We start from the raw sequence: 26,382 nt of genomic DNA, 5'->3' as shown, positions 1-26,382 counted from the left end.
CAAAAAAAAGAAAACACATTCAATTAACTGGCAATAAACATTAAGCCTATTCTGCCTTCCCTGCATTGTACTTTATGGCAACAACAGCAAGTGGAAAGTAAGCAACAGCTGTTCCTAACGCCCCGTCAATCCAGTTTAAGGCAACCATGCTGGCAACAGGAAAAAGCCAAAACGCATTGATCGCTAATACTGATATTGTAACAACCCTGTGGCTCCCATGATGCCTTGATGCATATTGATAGGCATGGGTACGATGGGCTTCGTAAGGCTTATAACCCGAACTAAGCCTTCGAATTAATGTAATAGTGGCATCAACTATGAATACTCCTAATAAGATAAGCCATACCCATAGTAATTGACTTTGCTGTTGTGCAGCGAACAGGGACAGCCCCCCCAATATTAAGCCTATAAAACCACTTCCAGCGTCACCCATGAAAATCTTGGCTGGTGGAAAATTCAGTAGCAAAAAACCTAAACAGGCAGTTCCAAGCACTAACGGCAATAGCCAGACAAATACAGGAGTTCCAATAGAAAATGACAACAATGCAGCAAAGAAACACACGGTGGCAGCCTCTATACCAGCAAGGCCATCAATTCCATCCATAAAGTTATAGAGGTTTAATAGCCAAACTAGGTACAGCCCTCCTATAAGGTAGCCAGCCGCGCCAAATGAAAATGTAAAACCAAATATTGTGATTGCGGGTAAGCCACTTGATGCCCATAGCAATACAAAAGCAGATGAAAAGTGAGCAAGCAAACGCCAACCAGCCGGGATGTGATTATGGTCATCAATGAAACCCACTGTGGCAACTATCAACCCAGCCACAATTATCCCGTAACCTATTACGCCAGGCACGATATTTAAGGTGACTCCCATTCCACAGAAAGCAATAAAACAAAGAACAATAGCTACGCCACCGCCTCTTGGTGTTGGTATCGAGTGCGAACTACGTGCATTAGGGTTGTCAATAATATTATTCTTTAAAGCATAAGATCGCAGAAAAAACGTTAACAAAAAGCTGGTTGCCAAAATAGATAGTAAAGTAACAGGTATATTCATATTTTTTATTGTGTTATGAAGCTCATGCTAGTCTCAGTACTGCCAAACCAGTACCCTCATCAAAATCTCTCCCACAAGCTTACCATTCTGAGAAATCACGCACAAACAGCTCGAAATGGTTTGAGACATAATAAATTCCGTAAAAAACTGGCTTGCCCTAACCGTAAAGACTACAATAACGCTCCTTGAACTAAGGTGTAAATTTCATGCTTCAACCAATTTTATCCCTATTCAGCGCCAAAAGAACCACAAAACGTACAGTTACTGTATTGTATGACGTTATCGCCATCACACTGTCATTATACGCTGCAATTGGGTTGAGAATTGGCAAACTTGAAATTCCGATTTCTAGCGTTGAAATCGGAAGTTTAATTGTAACTGTAGTGGTTACTATTTTGGTTTTCGCCAAGCTTGGTTTATACCGGGCTGTGTTACGCTACATGATAGTACCGGCTCTGGGCCATATAGTGCTTGCTGTTGTAGCATCAGCTCTGGCGCTTGCCATTTCAAGCTTCTATCTACATTCTTATATCCACCGGAGTGTACCAGCCATTTACGCTGGTATCGCAGTGCTTATGCTAGGCACGCCTCGGGTCATGATTCGTATGTACTTCGACCGTTACTATCGGCGTGGTAAACCCAATGTTCTAATTTACGGAGCCGGTGCAACAGGGCGCGAACTTGCTTACGCCCTACGACAAGGCTCTGAGTACCACCCCGTTGCTATCATTGATGATGATCTTAGTAAGATCGGCAATATCATCTATGGGTTAAGAGTTTACAATAGCAATGAATTTGCAAAACTAAACGATTTATACCAACCAGTAAAACTGCTACTAGCAATAAACAATATCAGTAAAGCTGAGCGTCTTCGATTAGTTGATAGGCTATCCGATTGGCCAATTGCTGTTCAGTCTGTACCATCGGTGGAAGACATTGCATCAGGCAAAGCACAACTGACAGAAATTAGAGATCTTGACGTTGCTGACTTGTTGGGGCGAAATACTGTTGAGCCTCAAGAGCCGCTGATGAAAGCCTGTATAGAAGCAAAAGCGATCATGGTTACTGGAGCAGGCGGGTCGATTGGCTCGGAGCTGTGTCGTCAGATAATCCAAAGAAACCCAAAGACCATCGTATTGTTCGAACTCAATGAATATAACCTATATAGCATTGAGCGAGAGTTAATTAAGACAGTGCGATATAAAAACATGCAAACAACAATTATTGCAGCATTAGGGTCCGTTCAGCATAGAAATCGTCTACTAAATTTAATGCGTTCATACCAGATAGACACTGTTTATCATGCCGCTGCCTACAAACATGTTCCAATTGTTGAGCATAATATCGTTGAAGGAATCCGTAACAATATCTTCGGAACACTATTTGCTGCGCAAGCAGCAATTGACGCGGAAGTTAAAAATTTCGTACTGATATCAACAGACAAGGCTGTTCGTTCGACAAACGTTATGGGCGCGAGTAAGCGTATGGCGGAGTTAGTTCTTCAGTCTCTAGCTGATCACCAATCTGGGACTAATTTTACCATGGTACGCTTTGGTAATGTATTGGGCTCATCAGGTTCGGTTGTTCCATTATTCCGTGAACAGATCCACAACGGCGGACCTGTGACTGTAACCCACCCAGATATAACCCGTTATTTCATGCTGATTCCGGAAGCTGCACAACTTGTCATCCAAGCTGGAGCTATAGGGCATAACGGCCAAGTTTTTGTGCTTGATATGGGAGAGCCCATCAAAATTCTTGATCTTGCAAAGCGGATGATCCATCTCATGGGAGCCAGAGAGCAAGGAAATGAAGAGAACGATGGCGGCATTGAGATCAAGTTCACCGGGCTTCGCCCAGGCGAAAAGCTTTATGAAGAACTACTCATCGGGGAAAATGTAACCGGAACTGAGCACCCCAAAATTATGACAGCTATCGAAGATATGCTCAGCTGGGACGAAATGGAATATGTGATTAAGCAATTAGATGAATGTTGCCATAACTTCGATATCAAATGTATACGTGAAATCCTGATCGCGACACCAACTGGTTATAGCCCCAAAGGTGATATCAAGGATTTTCTCTATACCGACCAGTCATTTCAAAAACAGGCCATTGGCAATATACACTAATGAGGTATGCCTTCAACTTAACACCAATAGCACTGCATTAGTTTCGTTTTAGGCTGAAGAATAGAGGAGCATTACTCCTCTATACATCTTCTCACTGCTAGCTCTGTTGACAAAACAGGCTTCCAACCAAGAAGATCTTTAGCTTTTGAATTATCGATAACAAGATCATCAAATAGCTGAATTGCCATACTCCCCTTCCCAAACATTCTAGCTGTCAGCTTCAACAAGCTAAGAGGTACTGGTATGTTTACCAAACTGCGTTTAGCACTTTTTGCAAGTAATCTAGTCAAATCCTTAGTTGAAATAACCTGATCATCTGCAATTAAAAACAGTTCATTTGCAGCTTTGGGATGAAATGCGCAAGTGACAAGAAAGTCAGCTAAGTTGTCTATTGAAATAAAGCTTTTTCGATTATTAACTAAGCCGAAAGGTAAAATGGGCGATAGCTTTACTAACTTAATCAATTTATCTAAGTTTCCTGGTGCACTTGGACCATAAACCAACGGCGGCCTGACAATGGTTAGTTCTATCCCCAACCTACTAGCCTCTTCAACTAGTAGTTGCTCAGCTTCAAGCTTAGATAATGCATAGTCCGCAACTGGATTCGGAACTGATTCCTCGCAAAAAGGAGAACCTTCTGTAGTGTTACCATTTACACCAATTGAACTAACAAAGACAAGACGAGAAACCTTATACTGTGCAGCCTGCTTTAGTAGACACAAACTGGCATCGCGGTTAACTTTCCGAAATTCATCGATAGGTGACTCCGCTGTATCATTTGTAATATGCGCTCGACCAGCCAAGTGAATGATGACATCAACATCAGATAGGGCGTGAGACCAATTCGTTTGACCTGAAAGGTTGCCGATAGTTACTGTGTCAAAATCGATACCATCTAGGACATGATCAAAAACTGCATTGTCTTTCCGCAAAGACGCCCTTATATGACACTTCCCGTTTAAATAAGAGATAACTCTCTGTCCTATAAAGCCATTCGCACCTGTTACTAATACTCTTTTCACTCAATATCTCAATATTTAAAAAGACTTATGGTACTATACATGAATTACTTTGGTTGGTTTATAGCAATGATTAAAATAAATAACAAAAATAAATTTCTAGTACAAAGGCTTCTAGATGCTAGCTCAGGTTTTTTTCTTTCTTTAATTTTCCTCTTTTTAAAAAGAAAAAAACGTATAATCTTTAATTCTACAGTAAATACAGATTTTACATTTAACTCTAAATACCTGTTTTTAAACCATAAAAAAAATCTTGAAGAACAAGGTTACGAAGTAAAGTTCGTAATAAATGACATAGAAAAGCAAGTAAAATTAACTGAAAAATATGGTGATTACTTCATATCTAGCAAAGGTATTAAAGATAAGTGCTATATTCTAAACGCTGCATGCTGGATCATGAGTACCATGGATCCACCTGTAGGTGGTTGCTTCCTTAACAAAAACCGATTTGTTCTCCAATTGGGCCACGGCACACCAATTAAAAATATAGGTTTAATGGATGGTTCCGCGAGTTGGCTTAAACGAGCTTACTACAAATTGATGACAACCAATATATCTTATTATTTAAGTCCATCTGACTATTTTTCTAAATATATAGGGCAAGCATTTGGAGTTGCTCAAAATCAAATAATCGTTTTGCCACAACCACGATTAGAATCAATGCAGACATGCCAATCTAATTTCATAAACCAATATAGATACAGTAACAAAACCAGATTGTTTCTATATAGCCCAACATGGCGCCCATATGAAGATGTAAAACTATTTCCATTTGGAGACTATTCGCCAGAAACCGTTGAAAAGAAATTAGTTGAGAATGATATAGTAATATTCATCCGTCTACACCCTAAGTTTGAGGGAGATATCACCCCTTACCTCAATAGCCGTATAATAAACCTTGATAGCAACCAAGCAGAAGACATCACTGAATACCTGGACCAATTCGATGTACTATTAACTGATTATTCAAGCATATACTGTGATTTTGCAATGCTTGGGAAACCAGTTGGCTTTATACCGTATGATATTAAATTGTACGAGAAATCGGTTGGGTTCTCATTTGACTATAAACAGGTTACGTGGGGAGATGAAGTGAACAGTTTAGAAGGGCTTTTCAAGGTAGGAGAAGAAAATAAACCAAAGGAGCGGGCATCAAAACTTAACACTATGCCGGCATCTCAAATTATAGATAAATTTATATCGAGAGAGTTAAATAGGATTAGACTAACAAGATAATAGATAGAAGTTTATATAGCCTCTGCTTTAAAGCAGAGGCAAGACTCATACAAATTTATAGAACGTATAGTATATAGTAAGTGTTCAGCTAGAAATTCTTTGCTATCTCAATAATTTCTGTTGTTGATATAGATGGTGTCCGTGGGAAGTAAACCACATCACAAATATCTTTAAATTCGTCAAATTTACCCTCCCAATCATTACCCATCGCTAGAATATCAGCCTTAAAATACTCGATATAATCTCGCTTTAGATCAAGTGAGTGTTCTATGAAAACCTCGTCAACAAACTTAAGGGAACTTACTATCTTTAACCTGTCTTCCTGTGTATAAATAGGAGCTCGGTTCTTCTTCTCAAAATTAAGCTGATCACTAGAAACACCTACAATGAGCCGATCACCTAAAGATGCACACCTTTCAAGAATATTGATATGCCCAATATGAAACACGTCAAATGTTCCAAATGTTATAACCAAATTTTTCTTCATAAACCATCCAAAGTAAAATAAGTTATATTGCTAGACTTGTTAAAGAAATGGTTAATGTACTGCTTCTTCATATTATTCGATGTAAGCAATACGTTTTGTATCTTGTTGCTATTAATATAAAAAGCTTGTGTAGTATTACCGAAGCCAATCAGACTTAATGAACAAGGACCTACAGCTAAGTCTGCGATGATTTCCTCGGCAATATAGTTACTCGTCAAATCAACAAGACCAGGCAAATCAGGGGTTGGATATGAACTCCTAGGATGCTGAATATATCCCACTTTGTCAGAAGTGGATAGTTGTAACTTTAGAAAATCTCTTACGTTACAGTAGCCTTGTTCAGGATCTTCGAAGAGCTCTTCATAGCATGGAGATAAAAACAAATGTGAAAACTCTTCGTTCAAGTCTAGCTGTACTGAGCTTTGAAATACGTCACTTATGTTGATCTCTTTACTGAAGTACCCTTTATATGGGTAAAGCGATGCTTCAAATATGTTATAATGTTCAGAAGATTTGCTTACAATATCACTTAATGAATAGCCAGACCTAAATAAGGAAAAAAATAAGCTCCTCTTTAAGCTCTCTCTTTGCTGATATACAAAAGAACTTTTCTCTAAGTTTGCTGCGCCATCATCAAATGTTATAAGGTTAACAAAGTTAATCAATCCAGTTGCTAATGATATATACCCATTACATAAACTAGCAATGTATAAATTACTGTATTCTTTATTTCGAAACTCTCTATAAATGAAAGACAAATCCGAAAATGTATTTTTTTTAACGAAATACTTAAATTGATATCCTTTGGATTTACAAATTCGGTTAAGAAAATCCAAAGTATCACTTTTATAGGAGTCGTCGAAGTAGTAAATCTCGACAGTTTCTTCTTTTTTTCTTGCAAGGATAAGGCTCAATGTAAATACTTGTAATTTTGTTCTACAAAGAGCCAAGGACGATTTCATTATATTATTCATAAATAAAATCGTCGAGGTCTAATCCGTACGATGCTAAAGTTGATCTCACATAATCTAAAAGCGCATCATCGTAATAATCCTTCCACTGACCAATTTTACCTGACGTTATAAAAGAGCCTTTTAAACCTCTTTCAGAACCAAGCAAGATTTTTCCAGATGACTTTTCCTGTTCTTTGACGCTATCAATAGAGGAATACTCCAGTGCTAACTCAAGAGTTTCATTTACAACTGGAATGGCCAAATAATCAAGTATCGAAGTAAAAGCAGATTTGGGATCTTTCATAATACTTTCGTAAGATACATGTAATGCTCCATATTTAGAACATAGCTCAGACTGACGCATGTACCGTTCTACAAAAGAGTATTCGCTACCAGCAAGTTTTTCTTTGACACACTCGGAGAAAGGCTTATCTATACCTTTTTTCACATACTCGAAGTTGTATATCGAAACTAAAAAGTCTAATGGATTTCGATATAGGAATATTGCCTTATTAAAGTTATAGCTTTCATGGTATTTATGAGTACCAATAATATGTTCGAAACTACAATTACGCGAGATTGCATTATTACTAGAAGAAATTGAGCTAATTGATTTACTATATTGACTGATATCATCGATATTTTTCATCAATAATGGTGTATCTACAGTATGAAAAACACCATTTTGTACAAGCTCATCAAATCTAACTTTCTCAGTTAGCTCTTTATTTAGGTTCACAATATAATTTGCTAAAAAATTAATTGTATAAGTTGTTCCTGATTTAGGAATCGTACAAACAAAGATACTGTTAGGTATTGATTTTGAAATTAATGAGCGGTTACTTTCGATTCTAAGTTTTTTTTCCGCATCAACCGCTTTTGTAAGCTTATCAACACGGGGGACTATTGATTTAATTTGAGTCTCTAATGCATCGCTCTTGGATGTTAACGCATCGTTCTTGGATGTTAACGCATCGTTCTTGCATGCTAAGGACACTAGTTGCATGTCCAACTTCTTAATGCGAGAATCAACACCGCTTAGGAGTTTAGATCGAATAACTTTTCTTAATTTTTCCATAATAATTATTTCCCGAAGTGTTTTTCATATTCTGGGATTACTTCTTCTGGCGTCCCTATCATTCGTATTATACCATCATCCATCCATAACACTCTGTCGCACAGACGCTTAACCTGAGCTAAAGAGTGGCTAACAAAAACTACTGTTTGATCACCAGTGACTTTTTCGACGATTGTCGCTTCTGCCTTTTTCTTAAAAGCTAAATCGCCTACACTCAACGCTTCATCAATAAGCAATACATCAGGTGATATATTTACCGAAATGGAAAAACCTAACTTTGACTTCATGCCACTCGAGTAGGATTTTACTGGTTGGTAGATAAAATCGCCTAATTCAGAGTACTCAATGATATCTTGTATCATCGACTTGGTTTCACGCAGAGAAAAGCCGGATAACATTGAAGAAAGAAGAATATTATCATACCCGCTCAAATTCTGGTCAAAGCCCAGTTGCAACGAAAGCATACGAATAGATATACCTTTTCTGAACTCAATCTTTCCTTTGTTAGGCTTTAAAACACCTGAGAGCAATTTGAGAAGAGAACTTTTCCCTGTACCATTCTTACCTAGAACACCTAACGTCTCGCCTTCATATAGAGTAAAACCTATATCTTTTATAGGGTTATGATGCTTTTTTCCATTTACTTTATTTTTAAGTTTATAAGACAAGCCAACATTAGTAAGTTTAATAATCTCTTTCATTACATCAAAACTTCTCTGGTTATCTTTTCATCAAACAATATATAAAACAAATGAGAAATGATATAGAGACTAAATGAAAAAATAGTCAAAAAAGTAATCTCTGCTACATAATCACTTGGAGAACCTAATATCGACACTCTATATAAATCAATAACATTATAGACAGGATTAATACTGAACAGAATATGAAATTTCTCTGGTATTTTGTCAAGAGAATATACCACAGCACTTCCATACATAAGAATTCGCATCGCACTAGGTATTAATAGTTTAATATCTCTAACAAAGGCAACTAGAAAAGATACAGTTAATGCTACTGAAACATTAAAGATAAAATTCAGTGGAATAACCAAGGTTAAAAGAAGATAGTTTACATCCCCTCCTAAATAAGTATCAATAAATACAGCAAGAACAGCAATCACTAAGGCTTGCTTGATCGTCTCTTGCAAAACAAGAGAATAGACAAAGTAGATTTTAGATACTTTAACTTGACTGATTGTATTACGTGCAGAAACTAATGCACCACTAGTCTTTGTGACACTCCTTGAAAACCATAACCAAGGTACAAGTCCCACAAGAAGGTATTCTAGAAAATTATCTGTACCGTGGTTTAGTAATAAACCAAATACAACATAATATATACCCATAAACAAAGCAGGCTCAAGAATGAGCCATGCATAGGACATTTTATTATCACTAACCTCGGATTTAATATTAAGGACAGCTTTATAATAAGAAATCTTTAAGGTTTTAATATAATCGACAAACAAAACACTCATGTTTAATCGCTCTTGCTTATTACATTTATAAGATGCTCAATTGTTTTATCATTACTATCAAGCTTCTTCTTAATATCTTTGAATGTATCTTGCTTCATGATCTTAACTTGAAAGATATTTTCTAACTGTATCTTTAGCTTTCTAAGGTAACCGGTTCTATATAGCTGACTTAAGAAGCTTGCCTTTGCTGTTGGTAATTCTCCTTTATAAAGGATATTACGAATCAGTTTTAGATCATTACTAACAGGAATATTTTTAACAAACATGCCTTCATAGACATTATTAATGGCTTGATTGTCTAATGATTCTTCAGTTTGTTCAATAAACTGGTCAAACGTATGCTTAACCATATCCTTTTTATTGTCACAATCAGTGTGAAGAACTTCAAGTAACTCATCAATATGAGGTAGATATTGACATTTCAACGCACAATTCAGGACATGTTGACGTCGAGCCCCAAGAGAATAAGCAACAAATTCAGTTGATGTTCTGAATGCTGGTACACCGTAAAAGTGAGGAGAGTTGAACAAAACAGTACTGCCAAACCCGACCACAGCATCTGGAGATAAAACATCAACTATAGTCTCAGCAAGCATTGCGACATCACTTACGTCGATAAAATTTTCTCTGTCATTATCATCAAGCAAACTACGAATCTGTGAATAAAGCTTAGCTTCAGGACGCGGATGATCTTTGAAGTATACCGTAGCACCAGTACTTAGAAGAGATGTTATTACATTTAGATGCTCAACTAAAACATCAGAATAACTTAAAGGTCCCATCCTCCATAGTGGAGCAGATACAACCATAACAGAGATGTTATCTTGTTGGTTTATTGAACCAGGTGATACGTCATCAATTTTAGAGAAAGCTAACTTAATCGCTTGCCGATCATAACTACAAACATTGAACGGAACTTGTCTCAGACTTTGAGGTGATAGCTTGTCAAAGTAGCGTGTAGAATAATACTTGCTAATTAACTTAAGGCCACCAAGTTCAGAGTTATGAAAAATGTCGGCGCAATAACCTAGCATTCCTTCTTCGTAAACAATATATTCCGCATCTTTAAATGCTCTGAAGAAAGCATCAATACGCAAACCGCTTGACTCAGCATAAAGATATACTTTACTCACATCTTTAAAACTAGATTTGATAAGATCACTATCTAAAGTCTTGATATCATCGTCATGACAGTAGTCATAGACATTTTCTATCTTTACATTATCATTATCAGTTAGGCGCTTAATGTTAGCTTTTGTTTTTTCTAAAAAGCTAACGTTTCTATCAACACTGTTGACTACGAAGATCAAATTACAATCGTCGGTCAAATCACCATTAGTAAACAGCGCTGAGCACGCCATTACATCACAAAAGCCACCAGTCGTATAAATTATAATATTCTGTTTACTCATGATGGTCTGTCCTGATCTCCGTCACCACGCATTAATATTAAGCTTTCGTCTCTTGTAGCATAAGTTAGTTGGATGTTCTTCATAACAAATGGGCTAAAATAATTCGGAATAACTACGTCACCATTCGTATCGATAATGTCAAAACCAGCGTTTTGAACATCAGTGTCCTCAGTTCCTTTAACATATAAGTCAATGAACTCATACTTTTGGCCAACGGCTACACTGGTTAATTTAATTAACGCACCTGTTAGCTTAGCGTTATCACCAAAATAATCTATTACTTTAAGAGCCTTAGCCTGACCTTGACTAACCTCTCTTGCAACTATTAGCCCGTCTTTTGATTTAGACAAATAAAGAAGGTATTCATACGTTGGATGTTCAAGATACCTTTTAACAAATGTTTCGTAATCTCTTCGCTCAGTTGAAAGCGAACAGAATTCTTCCTCTAGTACATTTGAAACCTGAACAAACTCACCCGTGTCCTGAACCTGCACAAACTGCTTCTCACCAGGCTGGCACAGTTCAAAGCTATTTAGCTCTGGATTTAACCAAAAGTAATGCTTGAGATAACCGGTTTGGAATCCTAGTAACTTATAAAGAGGCAGCACACTTGGTGCTGCTCCTACGGTATTTACTGAGCCAGAGGTCAATTCAATACATTTATTAATGAGTTTGAAGCTTAAGCCTTGCTTTGCATACTCAGGAAGTACACATAAGATTACGAGAAACAAGTTAGCTTCATTAATTTGTTTTTTGCTTTTTGTAAAACCAACTAGACCGCATATTTGTTGTAACTCATTTTTAGCCACAACAAAATTAACGGTTCCCTCATCAGTCATCTCATATTCAAAAAAATCAGCATCGCGAGCAAAAATATGGTTGGGAGCCCAATTATCCTTTATAAAGCTCCTAATAGCATTTATGTCACTAGTACTTGCTAAATCAATATTCACTGGCACTCTCCAGTATTTCAACCATCCCATAGCTTGTCATGAAAAACTGAACAACCCTTCCATCAAACAAAACCGCTGGTTTTGGTTTTGATATAGGAATAGCACCATCTTGAATTAAAGATTGAGTATCTACATCAAAATTATTACTTTCATAGCATACATGATAAAGATCTCGGTTCTTCTTGACCAACCCCTCTACCATTTTTCCAGCTATGAATTCAACGCTAGCACCATCAGCGAGAGTGAACAATTTTAAGGTTGCATCTTGCTCTGGGTCATATACATTACCTGATTCGGAAAAGATAGATTCCTTAAAGTGCTTCCTATACTGAGAAGCACTTTTATCAATATCTTTACAAGCTATACCGACATGGTGAAATTTTAGCACGCTACTTTACCCATGAATGAAACAATTCCGTTGATAGAAGTAAAGTGCTCAAAGTCATCAAAAGACGGGACAATACCAAACTCCTGACATACCACAGTCATTATATTAACCGTTGCCATTGAATCCCATACCGCGATATCATCGATTGTTGTATCAATTGTGAGATCATTGCTATCAATTTCTAGAATTTCAGATACGATTTTAATTACAGACTGTTCAGAACTCATAGGTTACCCCGATATTTTTACTCTTATTTACATATTCACTAACATCTAACCGATATTGCTTACTGTTAGATGTTTGTTCGATAATTTTAAATCCTAGCTTTTCATACAAATTAGCCACGTATGCATTTTTAGGTGATTCTGTATAGCTAGAATAAATTGTAGTGATTGATCTTGATTTACATACATTAACAAATGTATCAAATAGTGCAAACTCAAGTTCTCTATTAAACACTCTGCAGCTCATTACCCAGATATCAATATCAACAGTTTCACCGCAAACAGTAGAAAGCAACGTCGACACTATTCCATTATTACCGTAGATATCTTCTAAATCAGCTACCAAGTTTAAAGAGCTACTGTTGTTTGCATATTTAATATCAAAATCTGCATCCGTAACACGTGATGTGTTTGGATTGAATTGATTTGTTTTATTAACAAGTTGAACAACGCGCTCTCTATTCTTCTCCGAAATACCAACGATTGTTGTTTTCATTTCAAGAGACTTAAGATAGTCATCGAAATTTTTTGCATTGTTTTTTATTTCATTAACTAGCTTATTTTTCTTATAATATTCTGCTCGTTTTTTATCCTCTGCAGATAATCGGCTGACCTCAAAATAACCTTCTTTATCAAGTTGCTTAATTAACTCATAAGGTGATTTTGAGTATGTTACGCACGTAACTGAAGGGCAAAACTCACTGACTTGTTTTATCTCTGCTGGATTATCATCAATAAATACAAAGCTATCTTGAAATAGATTCAATTCAGTTTCAATTCGCTGTATGTTTTGTGATTTAGGTTCCCAGTTTGCTACGAAACTAGCAAAATCATCGCATGACAATGAGCCGCTAGATTTAGCAATCCCCTCTTCAGCAAGTTTCTTTTCATTTTTTGAGTTGATGGCTAAAACTATACCTCGAGATTTCAGCTGAAGAATATAGTTTTGTAATTCCAAAAATGATTCGGCCTTAGGATTACCCTGCCCAACGAGTACGCCTTCAGGTCCATCATCTCCTATTACACCACCCCACAACGTATTATCCAAATCACAGACAAGCGTCTTTTTGCTATGGCCTGCTACTGATTTAACAATATTAGTTATTGACTTGGCGACAGTTGGTAGCGCTGTTGGTGCAATTGCATATTTAAATGCAAACCAATATGAATCATCGAACCACTTACTCAAACCAATATCCGAAGACAAATACATTATATCGTTAATATAGATATTTGGTTTAGTCGAAACTAGTTCTGCTAAGCTGTTATTGATTCGATTTACAAAATTGACATAACCATACTTAGACGTGAAGTCATAGTTACCCATATTTCTGTAATGAGGCAGCTCAAAATTATTAACTATTGTATTGATTTTTAAGTTATCAAGCTTAGTTAAAATGTCACTTATTCTACTTACTTCACGCTCAAACAGTTCGTCAACCTCTTGTTCACATTGACTATTCTGTGGCCACTTAAGGATATTTTTGTTTGTAGTGTGAATGTATACCCAGTCAGGAGATACTGTTTCGATAAGATCGCTAAACATAACTTCTTCATAATATGAGTTATAAGATCCTTCGATTACTTCAGCATCTATCCCCTGGTTCAGCAGGAATAATTGAATATATTCTTTAAGCTCACCAACAGTTGAGCCACTAAGAACCAATAAGCGTATTTTTTTCTTCGCGATAGGCTGTAAAGATGACTTTATTTTATTCTTATTTCTTAATATTTCGACATTATTTAATGGTTCTAAGAAAAACTCTTTCACAATTATCTGCTCCAATTATTTAATGTCAAAATGTTTAGCAACATTAGTGCTATCACATCGAGGGATATTTAAACCATCTTGTTCAAATTCAAAGTCGTGAGCAGCATAAGCATATTCAATATTTAACTCACTCATGACTTTGTAAGTATCTTTGTTTTTCTTACCACAAGGGTAAGCACAATGTATAATTTCCTTATCAATTATACCTTCAAGAATTTCTTTATTTTTCTTTAAGCTGTTGAGCTGTGCTTCATATTCCCAAGAACACAAATCAGTTGGATGCTCGTGTGTATGTAGCCCTATTGTATGACCGCTATCACTTATTATCTTAAGCTCTTCTGGTGAAATCCATAATTTACTATGCACGATTTCAGGATCAATTTTCTCTTTTTCGATCATTCGATCAAGAATTTTGAAATGATCTTTTTTTAATATTTCATCACGGAAATATCTAAACTTTCGGTCATTATACGTATAAAAAGTAGATTTTTCAAGATAGGTTGAAAAGTCAACATTCTCATTAATTTCGTCATAGTATTCGGCAAGCATCGACTTACAATGTGAAAAATATTCTTTATAATAACTTTCAATATCATCAAAATAATAATTCTTAAAGTATCGATAGATTTCAAAGTTATCTTTTTCTTTAAGGAATTGAAAGGAGCATATATTAAAATTGGCTTTAATATTATATTTATCTAAAACAGGCAAAGCGATGTCTAATTGTTCACGAATGCCATCATCGAACGTAAAACAAGTTTCATCATCTTTTAAGGTGCCATTTTCCAGTTTAGCGTGCCACTCATCAACATCAAGAACTGTTATATCTTTATGATTAATAATTCGCTCAAGTTCAGTTGAGGTTAACGCTCCTTGAGTATTACGATAATTTTCACCATCATCATGAAAGTAATGGAACATTATTGGATTCATAACCCCTCCGTGGCGTTTGAATTGATATCAAAAAAGTCTTTCGGAAGAGTAATTAATTTACTATTTAAAAATTCACTAATTCGCACTAATGCTTCATCAAGAACGCCTTTTTGATAATAAGGATTGTTAATATTCGATGACTCTAGCTTTAGGCTACTCTCTATAGCTTCGATTATAGAATTCTTATCACAAGGTGTATCAAAGACAGAATTACCTCTTACTCTTCCTTTTTGCCTGTCACCAATGTTGACAGTTGCAACACCTAGAGTAGGAATTTCGATAAGTCCAGAAGAAGAATTGCCAATTAGTCCACATGAATACTTATTTAATGCTAAGTACTCTTCTGAAGATACAGAAGTCATATAGCGAAGATTATTATCATGACAATACTTTGAAACTAATTCTGTAATTTTATCCGAACCTGTATCGGAGTTAGAACCGATAAATACAAAGTCATACTCAGGCATATACTCGGATATTGCAGCCAGAACTTCTTTAACCTGTGATTCCAAACTTACATTTGTTAGTGTTTCTGGGTGAAATACAACCATGAAATACGGTTTAACGAACGAACCGAATTTCTTCTCTAGTTGTGTTGTATTTGGTAAATCAAGAATTGCTGCATTCTCGGCACCTAGTGCGCCGATATTATAAACAGAGCTAGGTTCTTCACCCATCTGAATTATTCTCTGTCTATATTCTTCTGTTGATGCTAAATGCAACTTACTCATTTTCGTAATAGCATGGCGAATAAACTCATCATAATTTCCAAGCGTCTTCTCACCACCATGTAAGTGAATCAGGGGAATATTATGTATTGCAGCTGCAATGGCAACAGAAAAAATCTCGTAGCGATCGCCAAGAATTAATATTGCATCAAATTTATTAAACTCTAGATACTCTCCAAATCCACTTTGACAAATAGACATTGAGTTTAGTACTTTAGAATTTGTTGATGTATCGATATCGATAGGAATCATTTTATCAATTGTAAAACCATCTTCTTCGATATTCTTGTACGTGCTTCCAAATTTTGGATCACAGTGCATCCCCGTTGCTACTATCGAAAGACATATATTTGGGTCTTTATTCAATTCCAACAATAGTCTACGCATGATTCCATATTCTGCTCTAGAACCAGTTACACATAGTAGTTTTTTCATTTACACATACCTTTCAACTATTGCTGTTAATTTTTCATAAGCAAGATCTGTAAAGTGCAAACCATCAGAAGTATATTCTGAGCGTAAACACCCAAACTCGTCGGAGAAGTGTTCATTTAGACCAATCCAATTAACATCACCTTCCAGCTCGCTAATCAAAAATTGATTTAATTCGTTAATCACTGAGTTATTTCTGTCTATACGACCTCTAATCAATGGTACTTCAAAAAGATAAATTTCAGCATTACTATTTATTAATTTTATTAATTTAATACTTTGCTTTATCCATTTAAGAGTATCTTCTTTTCTCCAGCCATTGATCACTACATCATTAGTACCAGCAAACAGAACCACCTTATTGCCTATACATTTTATCAATTTCTTTTCTAAAATTAGCTCTAAGTATTCCTTTGTGCTGATACCGGCAATACCAAGATTATTGACGCTCTGGTTTGAAAGGAACTCAACATTCCAATAATCAAACAGTGAATGTCCAAGAAGAGTGATGTCTTTCTCACTCGTCATATCTTTCTTTTTCGTTTCAATTCTATTTTTTATCGAGTCAAGAAGCACTTGGCTTTTCTTTCTCTTTGTAGCAATTGTAATAGCGAACTCAAAATCCAGAGCATCATCGATATCTACTGAGTCTTCTTTGCCCATGACATAGGCCAGACTTGATGCTCCAAAAAAGTGTTTCTTTCTTTGGTAAGCTTCGTTTTCAGCAATGAATATAGCGCCATTTGGTGTATATTCCTTAGAATCTTGTCGCCTGTAATTGCTAAAATCAATATCAAATTCGCTGAGCGTTCCTTCATTTAGAGGCTTAATCAACGAAGAACTTTTCTCACTTTCAACCATTGATACTGAAAACTTTGCATCTGATGAATCGAACAATGACACAGCTTCCTGTATATGTGCACTAGTTCTGAATGGTGATGTCGGTTGTAAAAGAACAAACGAGTCTTTTGGCTTAGCATTCGTTCTTTTTAATACATCTTCTATTACCATATATGAAGAAGCTGTGTCAGATGCTAACTCTGGGCTTCTCATTAGAACTTCTGCACCATATTGCTCTGAAATTCGTGCATATTCCAATGAGTCTGTGGAAACAATGACTCTCTCAAATACACCCGACTCAATTGCCGCTTCAATACTGTAAGCTATCAAAGGCTTATCTAATAACATTAATATATTTTTATTTGGCAAGCCTTTTGAGCCTGAGCGTGCAGGAATGATTGCAATTTTTTTGAGAGTCATGCTTTCAGTTAAACCTCTTGAGCTACAAATTCACTATGTTCTATTAGTTCATCTTCAGAAAAATCTTTTTCTGCGACTTTACCTAATACTTCATACCAGGACATAGGACTAATTCCATTTCCTGGTCGTTTAGTTGTAATATTGTCGATCGTAAATACCTCACCAGCTTTAATAGCTGTTTTAGCAACGATTGATTTACGAGCTACAATTTTATTTTTCTTTTCGGATTTGGTTACTATTTTCTCATGAGAACCTAAAGAGCTCTCTACAGCTCTAATACCCTGACAAAGTAGCGTCAACTCCTCTGGTGTCACCGATGCTTTGTGGTCAGGTCCATCAAAATTCTTATCTAGTGTAAAATGTTTTTCGATGAAAGTGATTCCATATGGAACTGCTGCAATCCCCGCAAAATAACCAGGTGAATGATCTGAAAAACCAATCTTATAATCTCCAAACTCTTTCTGTAGTCCTGTGATCGAGTTTAGATTTACATCCTCAAATGGCGTTGGGTATTCAGTATTACAATGAAGAATTGTAATTGAATCTTTTGGTACATTGTTTTTTTCTAGTACAGCAAGAGACATTTTAATCTCATCTACGGTAGCCATACCAGTTGATAATACTAATTCCTTACCTTCGATATCTAGATTTGCAATTTTTTCCAAATATGGAAGATTCAACAACTCACCTGATGGGATCTTCCACATTTTCTGATTTTGACTTGCAAGAAAATCTATAGAATCAAAATCAAATGGTGTTGAAAATACGTCTAACCCTAATTCAATAGCATATGCTTCTAGTTTAACAAACTCATCGTAAGGTAGTTCTAGCTTACGGGTCATCTCAAGCTGGCTTTCAGTATTTCCAGTTACTTTTATCTGATATTCAGCTTTTGGGGCAAACTTTGAAATTAACTGTTCAGCCTTAAATGTTTGAAACTTTACCGCATCAACACCAGCTTCCTTTGCCTTTTCAACCATTTTCTTGGCTAGGTCAAAATCACCGTTGTGGTTACAACCAATTTCGGCAACAATATATATTTTATCCATTAATCAATATCTCTAATTAATCTTGTAGGAGAACCAGCTACAACTACGTTATTCGGAATATCGCGAATTACTACTGATCCAGAGCCAACTATTGACTCATTTCCAATGTTGAGTTGACCATTTACAACAGTGCAACTTCCAACAAAAGTACATTTTCCAACTTGTACATCGCCATTCAGCACAACATTTGTAGATATGTTTGCGCAAAAACCAATTTGGTTACCATGCTCAATAAGCGTTCGAGTATTTAAAACTGCGCCATCATGAATAACGGTACCGCTATTAACAATACACATTTTTCCGATATATATACCTGTTCCTAACTCCACAGTTCTAGACACTATTGCTGTAGGATCTATTATATTTATCTGCTGTAAATTTCTTTTTTCTAACTCGTTGTACCAAAACAGTCTAGCTTTAGGATCACCAATTGAAATGAAATAAACATATTTATCTTTATCATCTATTTCATTTAAACTAGCCCCTAGAATAGGAATGCCTAAATGTTCTCCTTGTTTATAACTATCAATAAACCCGACTATTTCTTCTGTTGTAAAATTAATACTATCAACTACTGATTTTGCAAAGCCACCAGCACCAATAATAATTAATTGATTTTTCATCAAATCATCCTACGTTATAATTATTATGCAACATTTCAATAACATAAACCAATCTATTACAAATCAATGGCTGTAGTAATGCTTATTCATGCTAGCGATATACATTCTTAGCTTAAATATGTTAATAGAAACTTTATTACTCATTCATGAATGAGTGCATAGATGGTTTTATTCAAGGTGCTACATATACCTGTAATTTATGCACGCTACCGCCCTAGGGTTCACGCATCCCCATAGCGTCATTCACCAATGATCTTTGCTGAGCCAAGCATTATATATAAGTTTTATCGATTTTTCACCCAGATAAAAAGCTCATAATACCAACAGCTTAGGACGGGATAAAATTATATGTGTTCGTGTCAAAACTCATCCACCTCATCCAAAAACTCATCAAGATACTCATCATCTTCAGGTTCTTCAGGCAGGCTTTCGCCGCCTAAGGCACGGAAGTTCTTGTTCTGAATGTAGGCATCTCGGGTAAAGATGTACGGGTCTGGCGAGTCTTTCAGCAAGTTTTCTTGCGAGACAAGTGCTGCGCGATCTTCCATGCCTTCAAAGGCCCATTTGCCCAGGCTCTGCCAGAATGTCAGTAGGTTAAGCGGGAAATAAAGACCGTCTACATAATCACCGGCCCCTTCTCGAAGTGTGACGGGGCCATAAAGCGGAACCATAAAGTACGGTCCGTTTTCGACACCGTAGTAACCCATTGAATCACCAAATGCACGCTCGCTAGGTTTAGTGATATCTGCCGCTGTTGCGATATCAATCAAACCAGCGAGGCCAAACACGGAGTTGATCCAAAAACGGTTGAAGTGGGTAACAGCTTGCTCACCATCGAGCATGATAATGCTGTTGACCATATTGGCCGGCTCATCGAGGTTAGACAGAAAATTACGGATCCCCGTTCTCACTGGCGAAGGCACATAATCGACGTAAGCCAGTGATACCGGACGAGCCACATACGGATCAAGATAATCGTAGTTCAGTGTCCACATGGCCCGGTTGAAGCCTTCGAACGGATCATAGGTACCTTCGACATTATACTCAGTTGCCTGCTCGCTATATTCAGCGTTGGTGTCAGCACCTGAGCTGACAGACTCATCGTTTGGTGTCTCGGCACAGCCCGAAAGACCCAGAATAAGAAGTAGTGATACAAGGGTTATTCTTTTCAAGGGATTATTCCACAGATATAAAAAAGCAGACTGGACAATGATATCCAGCCTGCTCCATGAGTTCCAGCGATGTTATCAGTATTGTTTATTTATCTGCACATTTGTGGAACCGCCGAGCGAAATCACATCACTCTGGCCGTACCAATCACCCTTTTTGGTCATTACATTGCCATCAGTGTCGATACGTGCCTTGACGATCATAGTCGGCAGCGATGACATCAAACGCTCAGGTATCATGCTATCACTGTCGCTTAATGTCAGCGTTAGCGGGAACTGAGATAGCGGAATTCGACGCGCAGCTACAGGCATTGGCGCGCCATCAGCTGAATGTACTGAAACAATGACGATTCCCTGTGATGGCAATGTCACTGATGGAGCAAGCTCAACCTTCACCGAAACAGTTTTCGGATTCGCGGCTTGTTCGCTCGCCTGAGTGATCTGAGCCTGCGCCCGCTCAATACTGCGGTACAGCATTTTGGCTCGAGGATCATCTTCACCAATCATCCGCTTCATCATCGTCCAGTAAGAGACAGCCTGCGGATAATCACCACGCTCAAATGAGTCAAACGCCAACAGAGACATTGCACGGATATTCGTGTGGTCTTGCTTGATCACATTACGCAGTAGTTGGCGCGCATAATCGCTCTTGGCCGGATCACCAATCAGCATCAGCGTCTGAGCATAGCTCAGCTGGATTTCCGGGTTACCCGGCTCCAATGCATAAGCGCGCTTCATCGCCCCCTGGGCAGTATCGGCATCGCGGTTCGCCATCCCAATACGGCCAAGCAGCAACCAGCCCGTTGCGTCATTCGGGTTGTCGTGCAAACGGGTACGCAGTGCCAGGGTGAGATCGTTCATCTCAGCATCGCTTAACGGCTCGGCTCCCTGCTCATCCATCAAGCGCTTAGATAGCTCTGGTAGCTGAGCAACCGTCTGCTGCCAGGACTCCACCTTGTCGAGGTTACCGACGGTGAAATACATACCGTACGATACCGCCACCAGCATGATAAGCCCCGGGATCAGCATAACTGTACTGACTGCCGTTTTTTGCTGCTCGGCCTGGGCCGGCACATCATCTAGCAGTGACTGTTGCAACTCAGAAACCAGCTCATCCTGATTCGAGACCAAGCCTTCGCTGGTTTCACTTTCCAGCTCGCTAATACGGTCTTTAAAGAAGGCCTTGTTCAACTCGTCACGGCTAGCGACGTTATCCTGTGCCTTGCCAAGATACATTGGCGCGACAAAAATGGCCGCAGCAACCAAAACCAAAGCAACGGTTATTAGCCAAAACAGCGTCATTACTTCACCTTCCCGTCGTTATTCGGATTTTGTTGTTCCATCTCTTTCAACAGCGCTTTCAGGCGTTGCTCTTCATCAGCTTCCAACTCTGGCGCTGCCTGCTTGTCTGCCGTTTTGCGAGAACGCATAACCAGCACGGTAAAACCAATGAAGACGAACAACAATGGTCCAGCCCACAGGATAATTGTCGATAGCATCAACGGCGGATCGTAAGTAACGAAGTTACCGTAGCGCGCAATCATGTAGTCGACTACATCTTGCTCGCTTTTGCCTTCGCTCAGCATATCATACGCTTTCTGGCGCATATCTTTGGCCAGTTCAGCATTCGAGTCTGCAATTGTATTGTTCTGACACTTAGGACAACGCAGTGTTGCCGTCAGGTTCTGAAATGCTTTTTCCTGCTCTGCGGATTCAAACTCATAGACATCGATAGCAGCCGACGCAGGAAGAGCCGCAGCAAATACCAGCCCGAAAGCCAGCAGCATGGCACTAATTTGTTTCATCATCCCTTCGCTTCCTCCAGCAACGCCTGATACATTGGCTGTAGAGTATCAGCCCAGTTTCGCTCGTTCACATCACCAACATGGCGATAACGAACAATACCGTTGGCATCAATCAGGAAGGTCTCCGGCGCGCCGTAAACACCCAGATCCATACCCAACATGCCGTTACCATCGAACAGACTATGAATGTACGGGTTGCCCAGCTCATTAAGCCAACGGACAGCCTTAAGACGCTCATCCTTATAGTTAAGTCCAATAATCTTTACCCCGTTGCTTGCCAGCTCATTGAGGTAGGTGTGCTCGGCGTAACAGGTCGGACACCAGGTTGCCCAGACGTTCAACAGCAGAGGTTCGCCCTTGAAGATATCCTGCTCATACAACTTGCCGGCTTCGACCAAATCTTCCAACTTGAAATCAGGGACCGGCTTACCGACCAGTACCGACTCCAGCTTGGTCGGATCATCGCCTTCTGCATTACGGGTAAGCTGAACCATAAAGACCAGCGCCAGTGCCAAAAACAGTACCAGAGGTACAAACAATAATTTCTTATTCATCAGTTAACCTCAGCTTTCTTGGCAGCTTTAGCTGTGCCTAGCTTGGCTTGTTTACGGAAACGGTAACGCTTGTCACTAATTGCAATAGCTCCACCCAGCGCCATCAGCACCGAGCCAAACCAGATCCAGTTTACAAACGGTTTGAAGTAAATTCGTACCGCCCAGGCACCATCACCTAGCTTCTCACCCATAGCAACATACAAATCGCGGGTAACGCCGCTGTCGATCGCTGCTTCAGTCATCATCGAACCGGCTACTGTATAGAAACGCTTCTCGGCATGCAGTTCGGTAACAAACTTGCCGTTACGGGTAATATTGAAATCTGCAATATAACCATCGTAGTTAGGTCCATCGGCATCACGCAGACCGGCGAAATGGAAATTATATCCCTGAACCTGAACCGTTTCACCCGGCGCAAGGCGCACATCACGCTCAATATCATAGTTCGAAACCAGGGTAATACCGATCACAGACACGGCCAGACCAATATGACCCAGTACCATTGCCCAGTGACTGCGGCCAAGCTTACCTAGCCCTTTCAGCAGGCTATGGCGATGCGTCGCGCGCTGATACAGCTCAAAACTGTGCATCACCACAATCCAGATAGCCATGACAAGGCCAAGTACCGCCAGCGGCTCCATGCTGTCGGTAAAGAGCAGAATGGCCAGGAACGAGAACGGTAGCGTAATCGCAGCCGAAATAATCATCGGCTTGGTGATATTAGACAGGTTGTCACGCTTCCAGCGGACCAGCGGACCGATACCCAGAATGAAGGCAAACGGGATCATCAGCCAGGTAAACAAGGTATTGAAGAACGGCACACCAATGGATACGGAACCAAGGCCAATCTGCTTGTGGATCAGTGGCAGCAAGGTACCAATCAATACAACCAGCAGGCCAGCAACCAGCAGCAGGTTGTTAGCCAGCAGCAGGTTCTCACGCGAGAACAGGCTGTAGTTACCACGTGATCTGATCTGACCGCCGCGCAGGGCGTAGAGCAGCAAGGAGCCGCCAATGACCACAATCAGGAAGCCTAGGATGAACATGCCACGAGCCGGATCGGAGGCGAAAGCATGGACAGAAACCAAAACACCTGAACGGACCAGGAAGGTACCCAACAGACTCAACGAGAACGCCGAGATTGCCAGTAGTACCGTCCAGGCTTTAAAGGTACCGCGTTTTTCTGTCACAGAAAGCGAGTGCATCAATGCCGTACCGGCTAACCATGGCATGAACGAGGCGTTTTCGACCGGATCCCAGAACCACCAGCCGCCCCAGCCAAGTTCGTAGTATGCCCACCATGAGCCAAGTGCGATACCCAGCGTCAGGAACGACCATGCAGCGATTGTCCAAGGACGAGACCAACGCGCCCATGCAGTATCCAGACGACCAGTCATCAAAGAGGCAATTGCAAAGGCAAAGGCAACAGAGAAACCTACATAACCCATGTACAGCATCGGCGGGTGAATAATCAGCCCCGGATCCTGCAGCAGAGGGTTCAAGTCGCGACCGTCAACCGGGAAGAATGGCAAGGTACGCAGGAACGGGTTAGAAGTCATGATGATAAACAGCAGGAAGCCTACTGAAATCATACCCATTACCGCCAATACACGGGATACCGACTCTAACGGCATACCGCGGCTGAACATGGCTACAGCAGCCGCCCACGTCGCCTGGATCAGCACCCAAAGCAACAAGGAACCTTCGTGTGCGCCCCAAACAGCAGTAATACGGTAGTACCACGGCAATAGACTATTCGAGTTACTCGCCACATAGGTCACGGTGAAGTCGTTGGTGTAAAATGCCCAGCACAGCACGACAAATGACAACAGCAGCATACCGAATACACCGTATGTCAGCGGACGTGCCATGCGCATCATTGACTGGTTGCCAACAGAGGCCCCGTACAATGGATAGATACTTGCGAGGATCGACAAACCCAGCGCAATAATCAGGCTAAAATGCCCCAGTTCTGCAATCATTGAACACTGCCCTGCATCTGTTCTTCGGTATATTGAAGAGGTTCGTGGGTTTTCTTCATCGCTTCAGCCACTTCCGGCGGCATATACTCTTCATCGTGTTTTGCCAGTACTTCATGAGCTTCAATGGTGGTGGCATTTACCAATACACCCTGAGCAACGATACCCTGACCTTCACGGAACAGATCCGGCAAGATACCATCGTACTTAATGGTCACAGCCGGGCCGACATCGGCCACGTCAAAGCGAACTTCCAGCGACTGAGGATCACGCTCAACCGAACCCGTAACAACCATACCACCGATACGCAGGCGCTGACCGACTTCAGGCTTTGTGCCGTCCGGCTTGCCGTTAACCAGCTCGGTCGGGGTATAGAATAAATCCATATTCTGGTTTAACGCATACAGCATCAAGCCAACCGTTGCGCCGAGGCCAACAACCAACGCCAACACTAACGTCATGCGTTTTTTACGTCTCGGGTTCATAGTGTATTCTCCAGTTTTTTCGCTTCTTTAATACGGTGCTCACGAGCGATTTTGTTCTTGATTTCTGCCGCCAGGCGACGTTTTTTACTCAGGCTTGAAAATAAGATCCACAGCAGAGCAGCAAAGGAAATACCATAGGCCGCCCAGACATAAGATGCGTAGCCACCCATCGCTAAAAAGTCACTAAAAGATTCAAAATGCATGATGGCCTCACTTCATTAATTCACGGACCCAAGGGCGATGACTTTCACGGGCAATGATTTCATTGCGCAGACGTACCAGCGTCACCGCGCCAAAGAAACAGGCAAAGCCGACAATGTTCAGTAACAGCGGCCACAGCATGGTGCTATCCATCGACGGTTTGTCAAATTTGGTAATCGTGGCACCTTGGTGCAGGGTATTCCACCACTCAACAGAGAAATGAATGATAGGCAGGTTGATAACACCGACAATCGCCAGAATACCCGCCGCCTTTGCCGCGGTTTTCTGATCATCAAACGCACTATAGAGGGCGATAACACCCAGGTAGAGGAACAGCAAGATTAGCTCAGACGTCAGACGGGCATCCCACACCCACCAGGCTCCCCACATAGGCTTACCCCAGATGGCACCGGTGAGAAGAGCAATCACGGTGAACACAGCACCCACCGGCGCCATTGCCGCAGCAGCCATATCGGACAGTCGGATCTGCCAGACCAAACCGATAAAGGCAGCAATGGCCATTGACATATAGGCCCCCATCGACCAGATGGCCGCAGGAACGTGAAGATAGATAATCCGGAAACTATCGCCCTGCTGGTAATCTGTCGGGGCAAACATTAACCCCCAGATAGTACCGCCAATGATCCCCAATAAGGCAATAATGGAGAACCAGGGTAACAGGGTACCGCACAGGCGGTAGCAATTTTCAGCTTTCGCGTAGGGATGTAACCACTTCCACATATTTCTGCTCTACTCGTATAATTGTAATAAGTACGTTCTCAGCCAGCGTATTGTTCACTCAAAGCAGAACAACATACCAATGAAACAATTCTCATCATTAAATTAGGATAAGCAAAGTTGAATACCTCCTTTGAGGTACTTGCTCATCTAACCATCGCTTCCTTGTTCTTGCTCAAAATTGTCTCATGAGATCCATTATTATGAGACATCTTACTCAGGTGTAATTGTAA

The 26,382-nt window shown here is 39.7% G+C and carries 27 protein-coding genes; 2 read left to right on the top strand and 25 right to left on the bottom strand.

Going from position 1 to position 26,382, the window contains the following annotated elements:
* Positions 1–46: 46 nt before the first annotated feature.
* Positions 47–1,060 carry an MraY family glycosyltransferase gene (locus BIT28_RS12270; RefSeq protein ID WP_075764052.1) on the bottom strand — a complete coding sequence of 338 codons (1,014 nt, stop codon included), beginning with the start codon at positions 1,058–1,060 and terminating at the stop codon, positions 47–49.
* Positions 1,061–1,266: 206 nt separating this feature from the next.
* Between BIT28_RS12270 and BIT28_RS12265 the strand changes: the two genes are divergently transcribed.
* On the top strand, positions 1,267–3,192 hold the full coding sequence (locus BIT28_RS12265; protein WP_075764050.1) for a polysaccharide biosynthesis protein: 1,926 nt from the start codon (positions 1,267–1,269) through the stop codon (positions 3,190–3,192).
* Positions 3,193–3,263: 71 nt separating this feature from the next.
* Here the strand turns inward: BIT28_RS12265 and BIT28_RS12260 are convergent, their stop codons facing one another.
* Positions 3,264–4,214, bottom strand: a complete 951-nt coding sequence (locus BIT28_RS12260) for an NAD-dependent epimerase/dehydratase family protein (protein WP_075764048.1) — start codon at positions 4,212–4,214, stop codon at positions 3,264–3,266.
* A gap of 39 nt (positions 4,215–4,253) precedes the next feature.
* On the opposite strand from BIT28_RS12260, the gene BIT28_RS12255 reads away from it, so the two are divergent.
* A complete protein-coding gene (locus tag BIT28_RS12255) occupies positions 4,254–5,447 on the top strand; it encodes a CDP-glycerol glycerophosphotransferase family protein (protein ID WP_075764046.1) in 1,194 nt (397 codons plus the stop codon).
* An 88-nt stretch (positions 5,448–5,535) separates the two neighbouring features.
* On the opposite strand, the gene BIT28_RS12250 is transcribed toward BIT28_RS12255, so the two are convergent.
* The 23 genes from BIT28_RS12250 to BIT28_RS12140 all read right to left on the bottom strand — a co-directional run bounded on the left by BIT28_RS12250 (position 5,536) and on the right by BIT28_RS12140 (position 26,152).
* Positions 5,536–5,934, bottom strand: a complete 399-nt coding sequence (locus tag BIT28_RS12250) for an FAD synthase family protein (RefSeq protein ID WP_075764044.1) — start codon at positions 5,932–5,934, stop codon at positions 5,536–5,538.
* Positions 5,931–6,896 (bottom strand): glycosyltransferase family 52, encoded by a 966-nt coding sequence (locus BIT28_RS12245; RefSeq protein WP_175577519.1) that lies wholly within the window; start codon positions 6,894–6,896, stop codon positions 5,931–5,933. The genes BIT28_RS12250 and BIT28_RS12245 overlap by 4 nt, the downstream gene beginning before the upstream one ends.
* A 4-nt stretch (positions 6,897–6,900) precedes the next feature.
* Positions 6,901–7,965 (bottom strand): sulfotransferase domain-containing protein, encoded by a 1,065-nt coding sequence (locus BIT28_RS12240; protein WP_075764040.1) that lies wholly within the window; start codon positions 7,963–7,965, stop codon positions 6,901–6,903.
* A gap of 5 nt (positions 7,966–7,970) precedes the next feature.
* A complete protein-coding gene (locus BIT28_RS12235; RefSeq protein WP_075764038.1) occupies positions 7,971–8,666 on the bottom strand; it encodes an ABC transporter ATP-binding protein in 696 nt (231 codons plus the stop codon).
* On the bottom strand, positions 8,666–9,445 hold the full coding sequence (locus BIT28_RS12230) for an ABC transporter permease (RefSeq protein ID WP_075764036.1): 780 nt from the start codon (positions 9,443–9,445) through the stop codon (positions 8,666–8,668). Before BIT28_RS12230 ends, BIT28_RS12235 begins: the two co-directional genes overlap by 1 nt.
* 2 nt (positions 9,446–9,447) lie before the next feature.
* Positions 9,448–10,857 (bottom strand): polysialyltransferase family glycosyltransferase, encoded by a 1,410-nt coding sequence (locus tag BIT28_RS12225; protein ID WP_075764034.1) that lies wholly within the window; start codon positions 10,855–10,857, stop codon positions 9,448–9,450.
* Positions 10,854–11,810 carry a GNAT family N-acetyltransferase gene (locus BIT28_RS12220; RefSeq protein ID WP_075764032.1) on the bottom strand — a complete coding sequence of 319 codons (957 nt, stop codon included), beginning with the start codon at positions 11,808–11,810 and terminating at the stop codon, positions 10,854–10,856. Before BIT28_RS12220 ends, BIT28_RS12225 begins: the two co-directional genes overlap by 4 nt.
* A complete protein-coding gene (locus tag BIT28_RS12215) occupies positions 11,800–12,198 on the bottom strand; it encodes a VOC family protein (protein ID WP_075764030.1) in 399 nt (132 codons plus the stop codon). Before BIT28_RS12215 ends, BIT28_RS12220 begins: the two co-directional genes overlap by 11 nt.
* Complete coding sequence (locus BIT28_RS12210; protein WP_075764028.1) at positions 12,192–12,425, bottom strand: acyl carrier protein; 234 nt, start codon at positions 12,423–12,425, stop codon at positions 12,192–12,194. Before BIT28_RS12210 ends, BIT28_RS12215 begins: the two co-directional genes overlap by 7 nt.
* Positions 12,415–14,193 carry an HAD-IIIC family phosphatase gene (locus tag BIT28_RS12205; protein WP_075764026.1) on the bottom strand — a complete coding sequence of 593 codons (1,779 nt, stop codon included), beginning with the start codon at positions 14,191–14,193 and terminating at the stop codon, positions 12,415–12,417. Before BIT28_RS12205 ends, BIT28_RS12210 begins: the two co-directional genes overlap by 11 nt.
* A gap of 15 nt (positions 14,194–14,208) precedes the next feature.
* Entirely contained in the window at positions 14,209–15,126 is a 918-nt protein-coding gene (locus BIT28_RS12200; protein WP_075764024.1) for a polysaccharide deacetylase family protein, read from the bottom strand.
* The gene (gene neuC / locus BIT28_RS12195) at positions 15,123–16,289 is read right to left on the bottom strand and encodes a UDP-N-acetylglucosamine 2-epimerase (RefSeq protein ID WP_075764022.1); all 1,167 of its coding nucleotides are present in this window, start codon (positions 16,287–16,289) and stop codon (positions 15,123–15,125) included. Before neuC ends, BIT28_RS12200 begins: the two co-directional genes overlap by 4 nt.
* Positions 16,290–17,546 (bottom strand): cytidylyltransferase domain-containing protein, encoded by a 1,257-nt coding sequence (locus tag BIT28_RS12190; protein WP_075764020.1) that lies wholly within the window; start codon positions 17,544–17,546, stop codon positions 16,290–16,292.
* Positions 17,547–17,554: 8 nt separating this feature from the next.
* The gene (gene neuB, locus BIT28_RS12185) at positions 17,555–18,595 is read right to left on the bottom strand and encodes an N-acetylneuraminate synthase (RefSeq protein WP_075764018.1); all 1,041 of its coding nucleotides are present in this window, start codon (positions 18,593–18,595) and stop codon (positions 17,555–17,557) included.
* The gene (locus BIT28_RS12180) at positions 18,595–19,218 is read right to left on the bottom strand and encodes an acetyltransferase (protein WP_075764016.1); all 624 of its coding nucleotides are present in this window, start codon (positions 19,216–19,218) and stop codon (positions 18,595–18,597) included. Before BIT28_RS12180 ends, neuB begins: the two co-directional genes overlap by 1 nt.
* Positions 19,219–19,577: 359 nt before the next feature.
* On the bottom strand, positions 19,578–20,390 hold the full coding sequence (locus tag BIT28_RS12175; RefSeq protein WP_075764014.1) for an MlaA family lipoprotein: 813 nt from the start codon (positions 20,388–20,390) through the stop codon (positions 19,578–19,580).
* A 75-nt stretch (positions 20,391–20,465) separates the two neighbouring features.
* Positions 20,466–21,689, bottom strand: a complete 1,224-nt coding sequence (gene ccmI, locus BIT28_RS12170) for a c-type cytochrome biogenesis protein CcmI (protein WP_075764012.1) — start codon at positions 21,687–21,689, stop codon at positions 20,466–20,468.
* The gene (locus BIT28_RS12165; protein ID WP_083651792.1) at positions 21,689–22,195 is read right to left on the bottom strand and encodes a cytochrome c-type biogenesis protein; all 507 of its coding nucleotides are present in this window, start codon (positions 22,193–22,195) and stop codon (positions 21,689–21,691) included. Before BIT28_RS12165 ends, ccmI begins: the two co-directional genes overlap by 1 nt.
* Positions 22,192–22,746, bottom strand: coding sequence for a DsbE family thiol:disulfide interchange protein (locus BIT28_RS12160; RefSeq protein ID WP_075764010.1), 555 nt, complete (start codon positions 22,744–22,746; stop codon positions 22,192–22,194). The genes BIT28_RS12165 and BIT28_RS12160 overlap by 4 nt, the downstream gene beginning before the upstream one ends.
* A complete protein-coding gene (locus BIT28_RS12155; RefSeq protein ID WP_075764008.1) occupies positions 22,746–24,728 on the bottom strand; it encodes a heme lyase CcmF/NrfE family subunit in 1,983 nt (660 codons plus the stop codon). The genes BIT28_RS12160 and BIT28_RS12155 overlap by 1 nt, the downstream gene beginning before the upstream one ends.
* On the bottom strand, positions 24,725–25,210 hold the full coding sequence (ccmE, locus tag BIT28_RS12150) for a cytochrome c maturation protein CcmE (RefSeq protein ID WP_075764006.1): 486 nt from the start codon (positions 25,208–25,210) through the stop codon (positions 24,725–24,727). The genes BIT28_RS12155 and ccmE overlap by 4 nt, the downstream gene beginning before the upstream one ends.
* Positions 25,207–25,413, bottom strand: coding sequence for a heme exporter protein CcmD (gene ccmD, locus BIT28_RS12145; RefSeq protein WP_075764004.1), 207 nt, complete (start codon positions 25,411–25,413; stop codon positions 25,207–25,209). The genes ccmE and ccmD overlap by 4 nt, the downstream gene beginning before the upstream one ends.
* Positions 25,414–25,420: 7 nt before the next feature.
* Positions 25,421–26,152, bottom strand: coding sequence for a heme ABC transporter permease (locus BIT28_RS12140; RefSeq protein WP_075764002.1), 732 nt, complete (start codon positions 26,150–26,152; stop codon positions 25,421–25,423).
* Positions 26,153–26,382: the final 230 nt, after the last annotated feature.

This window comes from Photobacterium proteolyticum (assembly GCF_001939735.1).
Lineage (GTDB): Bacteria > Pseudomonadota > Gammaproteobacteria > Enterobacterales > Vibrionaceae > Photobacterium > Photobacterium proteolyticum.
This window is presented reverse-complemented; position numbering and strand designations above follow the sequence as displayed.

Coding starts and splice junctions, on each gene's coding strand:
- BIT28_RS12250 (WP_075764044.1), bottom strand. CDS start 5,934: ATGAAGAAAAATTTGGTTATAACATTTGGAACATTTGACGTGTTTCAT.
- BIT28_RS12270 (WP_075764052.1), bottom strand. CDS start 1,060: ATGAATATACCTGTTACTTTACTATCTATTTTGGCAACCAGCTTTTTG.
- BIT28_RS12200 (WP_075764024.1), bottom strand. CDS start 15,126: ATGAATCCAATAATGTTCCATTACTTTCATGATGATGGTGAAAATTAT.
- BIT28_RS12155 (WP_075764008.1), bottom strand. CDS start 24,728: ATGATTGCAGAACTGGGGCATTTTAGCCTGATTATTGCGCTGGGTTTG.
- BIT28_RS12240 (WP_075764040.1), bottom strand. CDS start 7,965: ATGGAAAAATTAAGAAAAGTTATTCGATCTAAACTCCTAAGCGGTGTT.
- BIT28_RS12225 (WP_075764034.1), bottom strand. CDS start 10,857: ATGAGTAAACAGAATATTATAATTTATACGACTGGTGGCTTTTGTGAT.
- BIT28_RS12265 (WP_075764050.1), top strand. CDS start 1,267: ATGCTTCAACCAATTTTATCCCTATTCAGCGCCAAAAGAACCACAAAA.
- BIT28_RS12190 (WP_075764020.1), bottom strand. CDS start 17,546: ATGACTCTCAAAAAAATTGCAATCATTCCTGCACGCTCAGGCTCAAAA.
- BIT28_RS12245 (WP_175577519.1), bottom strand. CDS start 6,896: ATGAAATCGTCCTTGGCTCTTTGTAGAACAAAATTACAAGTATTTACA.
- BIT28_RS12210 (WP_075764028.1), bottom strand. CDS start 12,425: ATGAGTTCTGAACAGTCTGTAATTAAAATCGTATCTGAAATTCTAGAA.
- ccmD (WP_075764004.1), bottom strand. CDS start 25,413: ATGCATTTTGAATCTTTTAGTGACTTTTTAGCGATGGGTGGCTACGCA.
- BIT28_RS12255 (WP_075764046.1), top strand. CDS start 4,254: ATGAATTACTTTGGTTGGTTTATAGCAATGATTAAAATAAATAACAAA.
- BIT28_RS12140 (WP_075764002.1), bottom strand. CDS start 26,152: ATGTGGAAGTGGTTACATCCCTACGCGAAAGCTGAAAATTGCTACCGC.
- BIT28_RS12160 (WP_075764010.1), bottom strand. CDS start 22,746: ATGAATAAGAAATTATTGTTTGTACCTCTGGTACTGTTTTTGGCACTG.
- BIT28_RS12230 (WP_075764036.1), bottom strand. CDS start 9,445: ATGAGTGTTTTGTTTGTCGATTATATTAAAACCTTAAAGATTTCTTAT.
- ccmE (WP_075764006.1), bottom strand. CDS start 25,210: ATGAACCCGAGACGTAAAAAACGCATGACGTTAGTGTTGGCGTTGGTT.
- neuC (WP_075764022.1), bottom strand. CDS start 16,289: ATGAAAAAACTACTATGTGTAACTGGTTCTAGAGCAGAATATGGAATC.
- BIT28_RS12180 (WP_075764016.1), bottom strand. CDS start 19,218: ATGAAAAATCAATTAATTATTATTGGTGCTGGTGGCTTTGCAAAATCA.
- neuB (WP_075764018.1), bottom strand. CDS start 18,595: ATGGATAAAATATATATTGTTGCCGAAATTGGTTGTAACCACAACGGT.
- BIT28_RS12165 (WP_083651792.1), bottom strand. CDS start 22,195: ATGATGAAACAAATTAGTGCCATGCTGCTGGCTTTCGGGCTGGTATTT.
- ccmI (WP_075764012.1), bottom strand. CDS start 21,689: ATGACGCTGTTTTGGCTAATAACCGTTGCTTTGGTTTTGGTTGCTGCG.
- BIT28_RS12235 (WP_075764038.1), bottom strand. CDS start 8,666: ATGAAAGAGATTATTAAACTTACTAATGTTGGCTTGTCTTATAAACTT.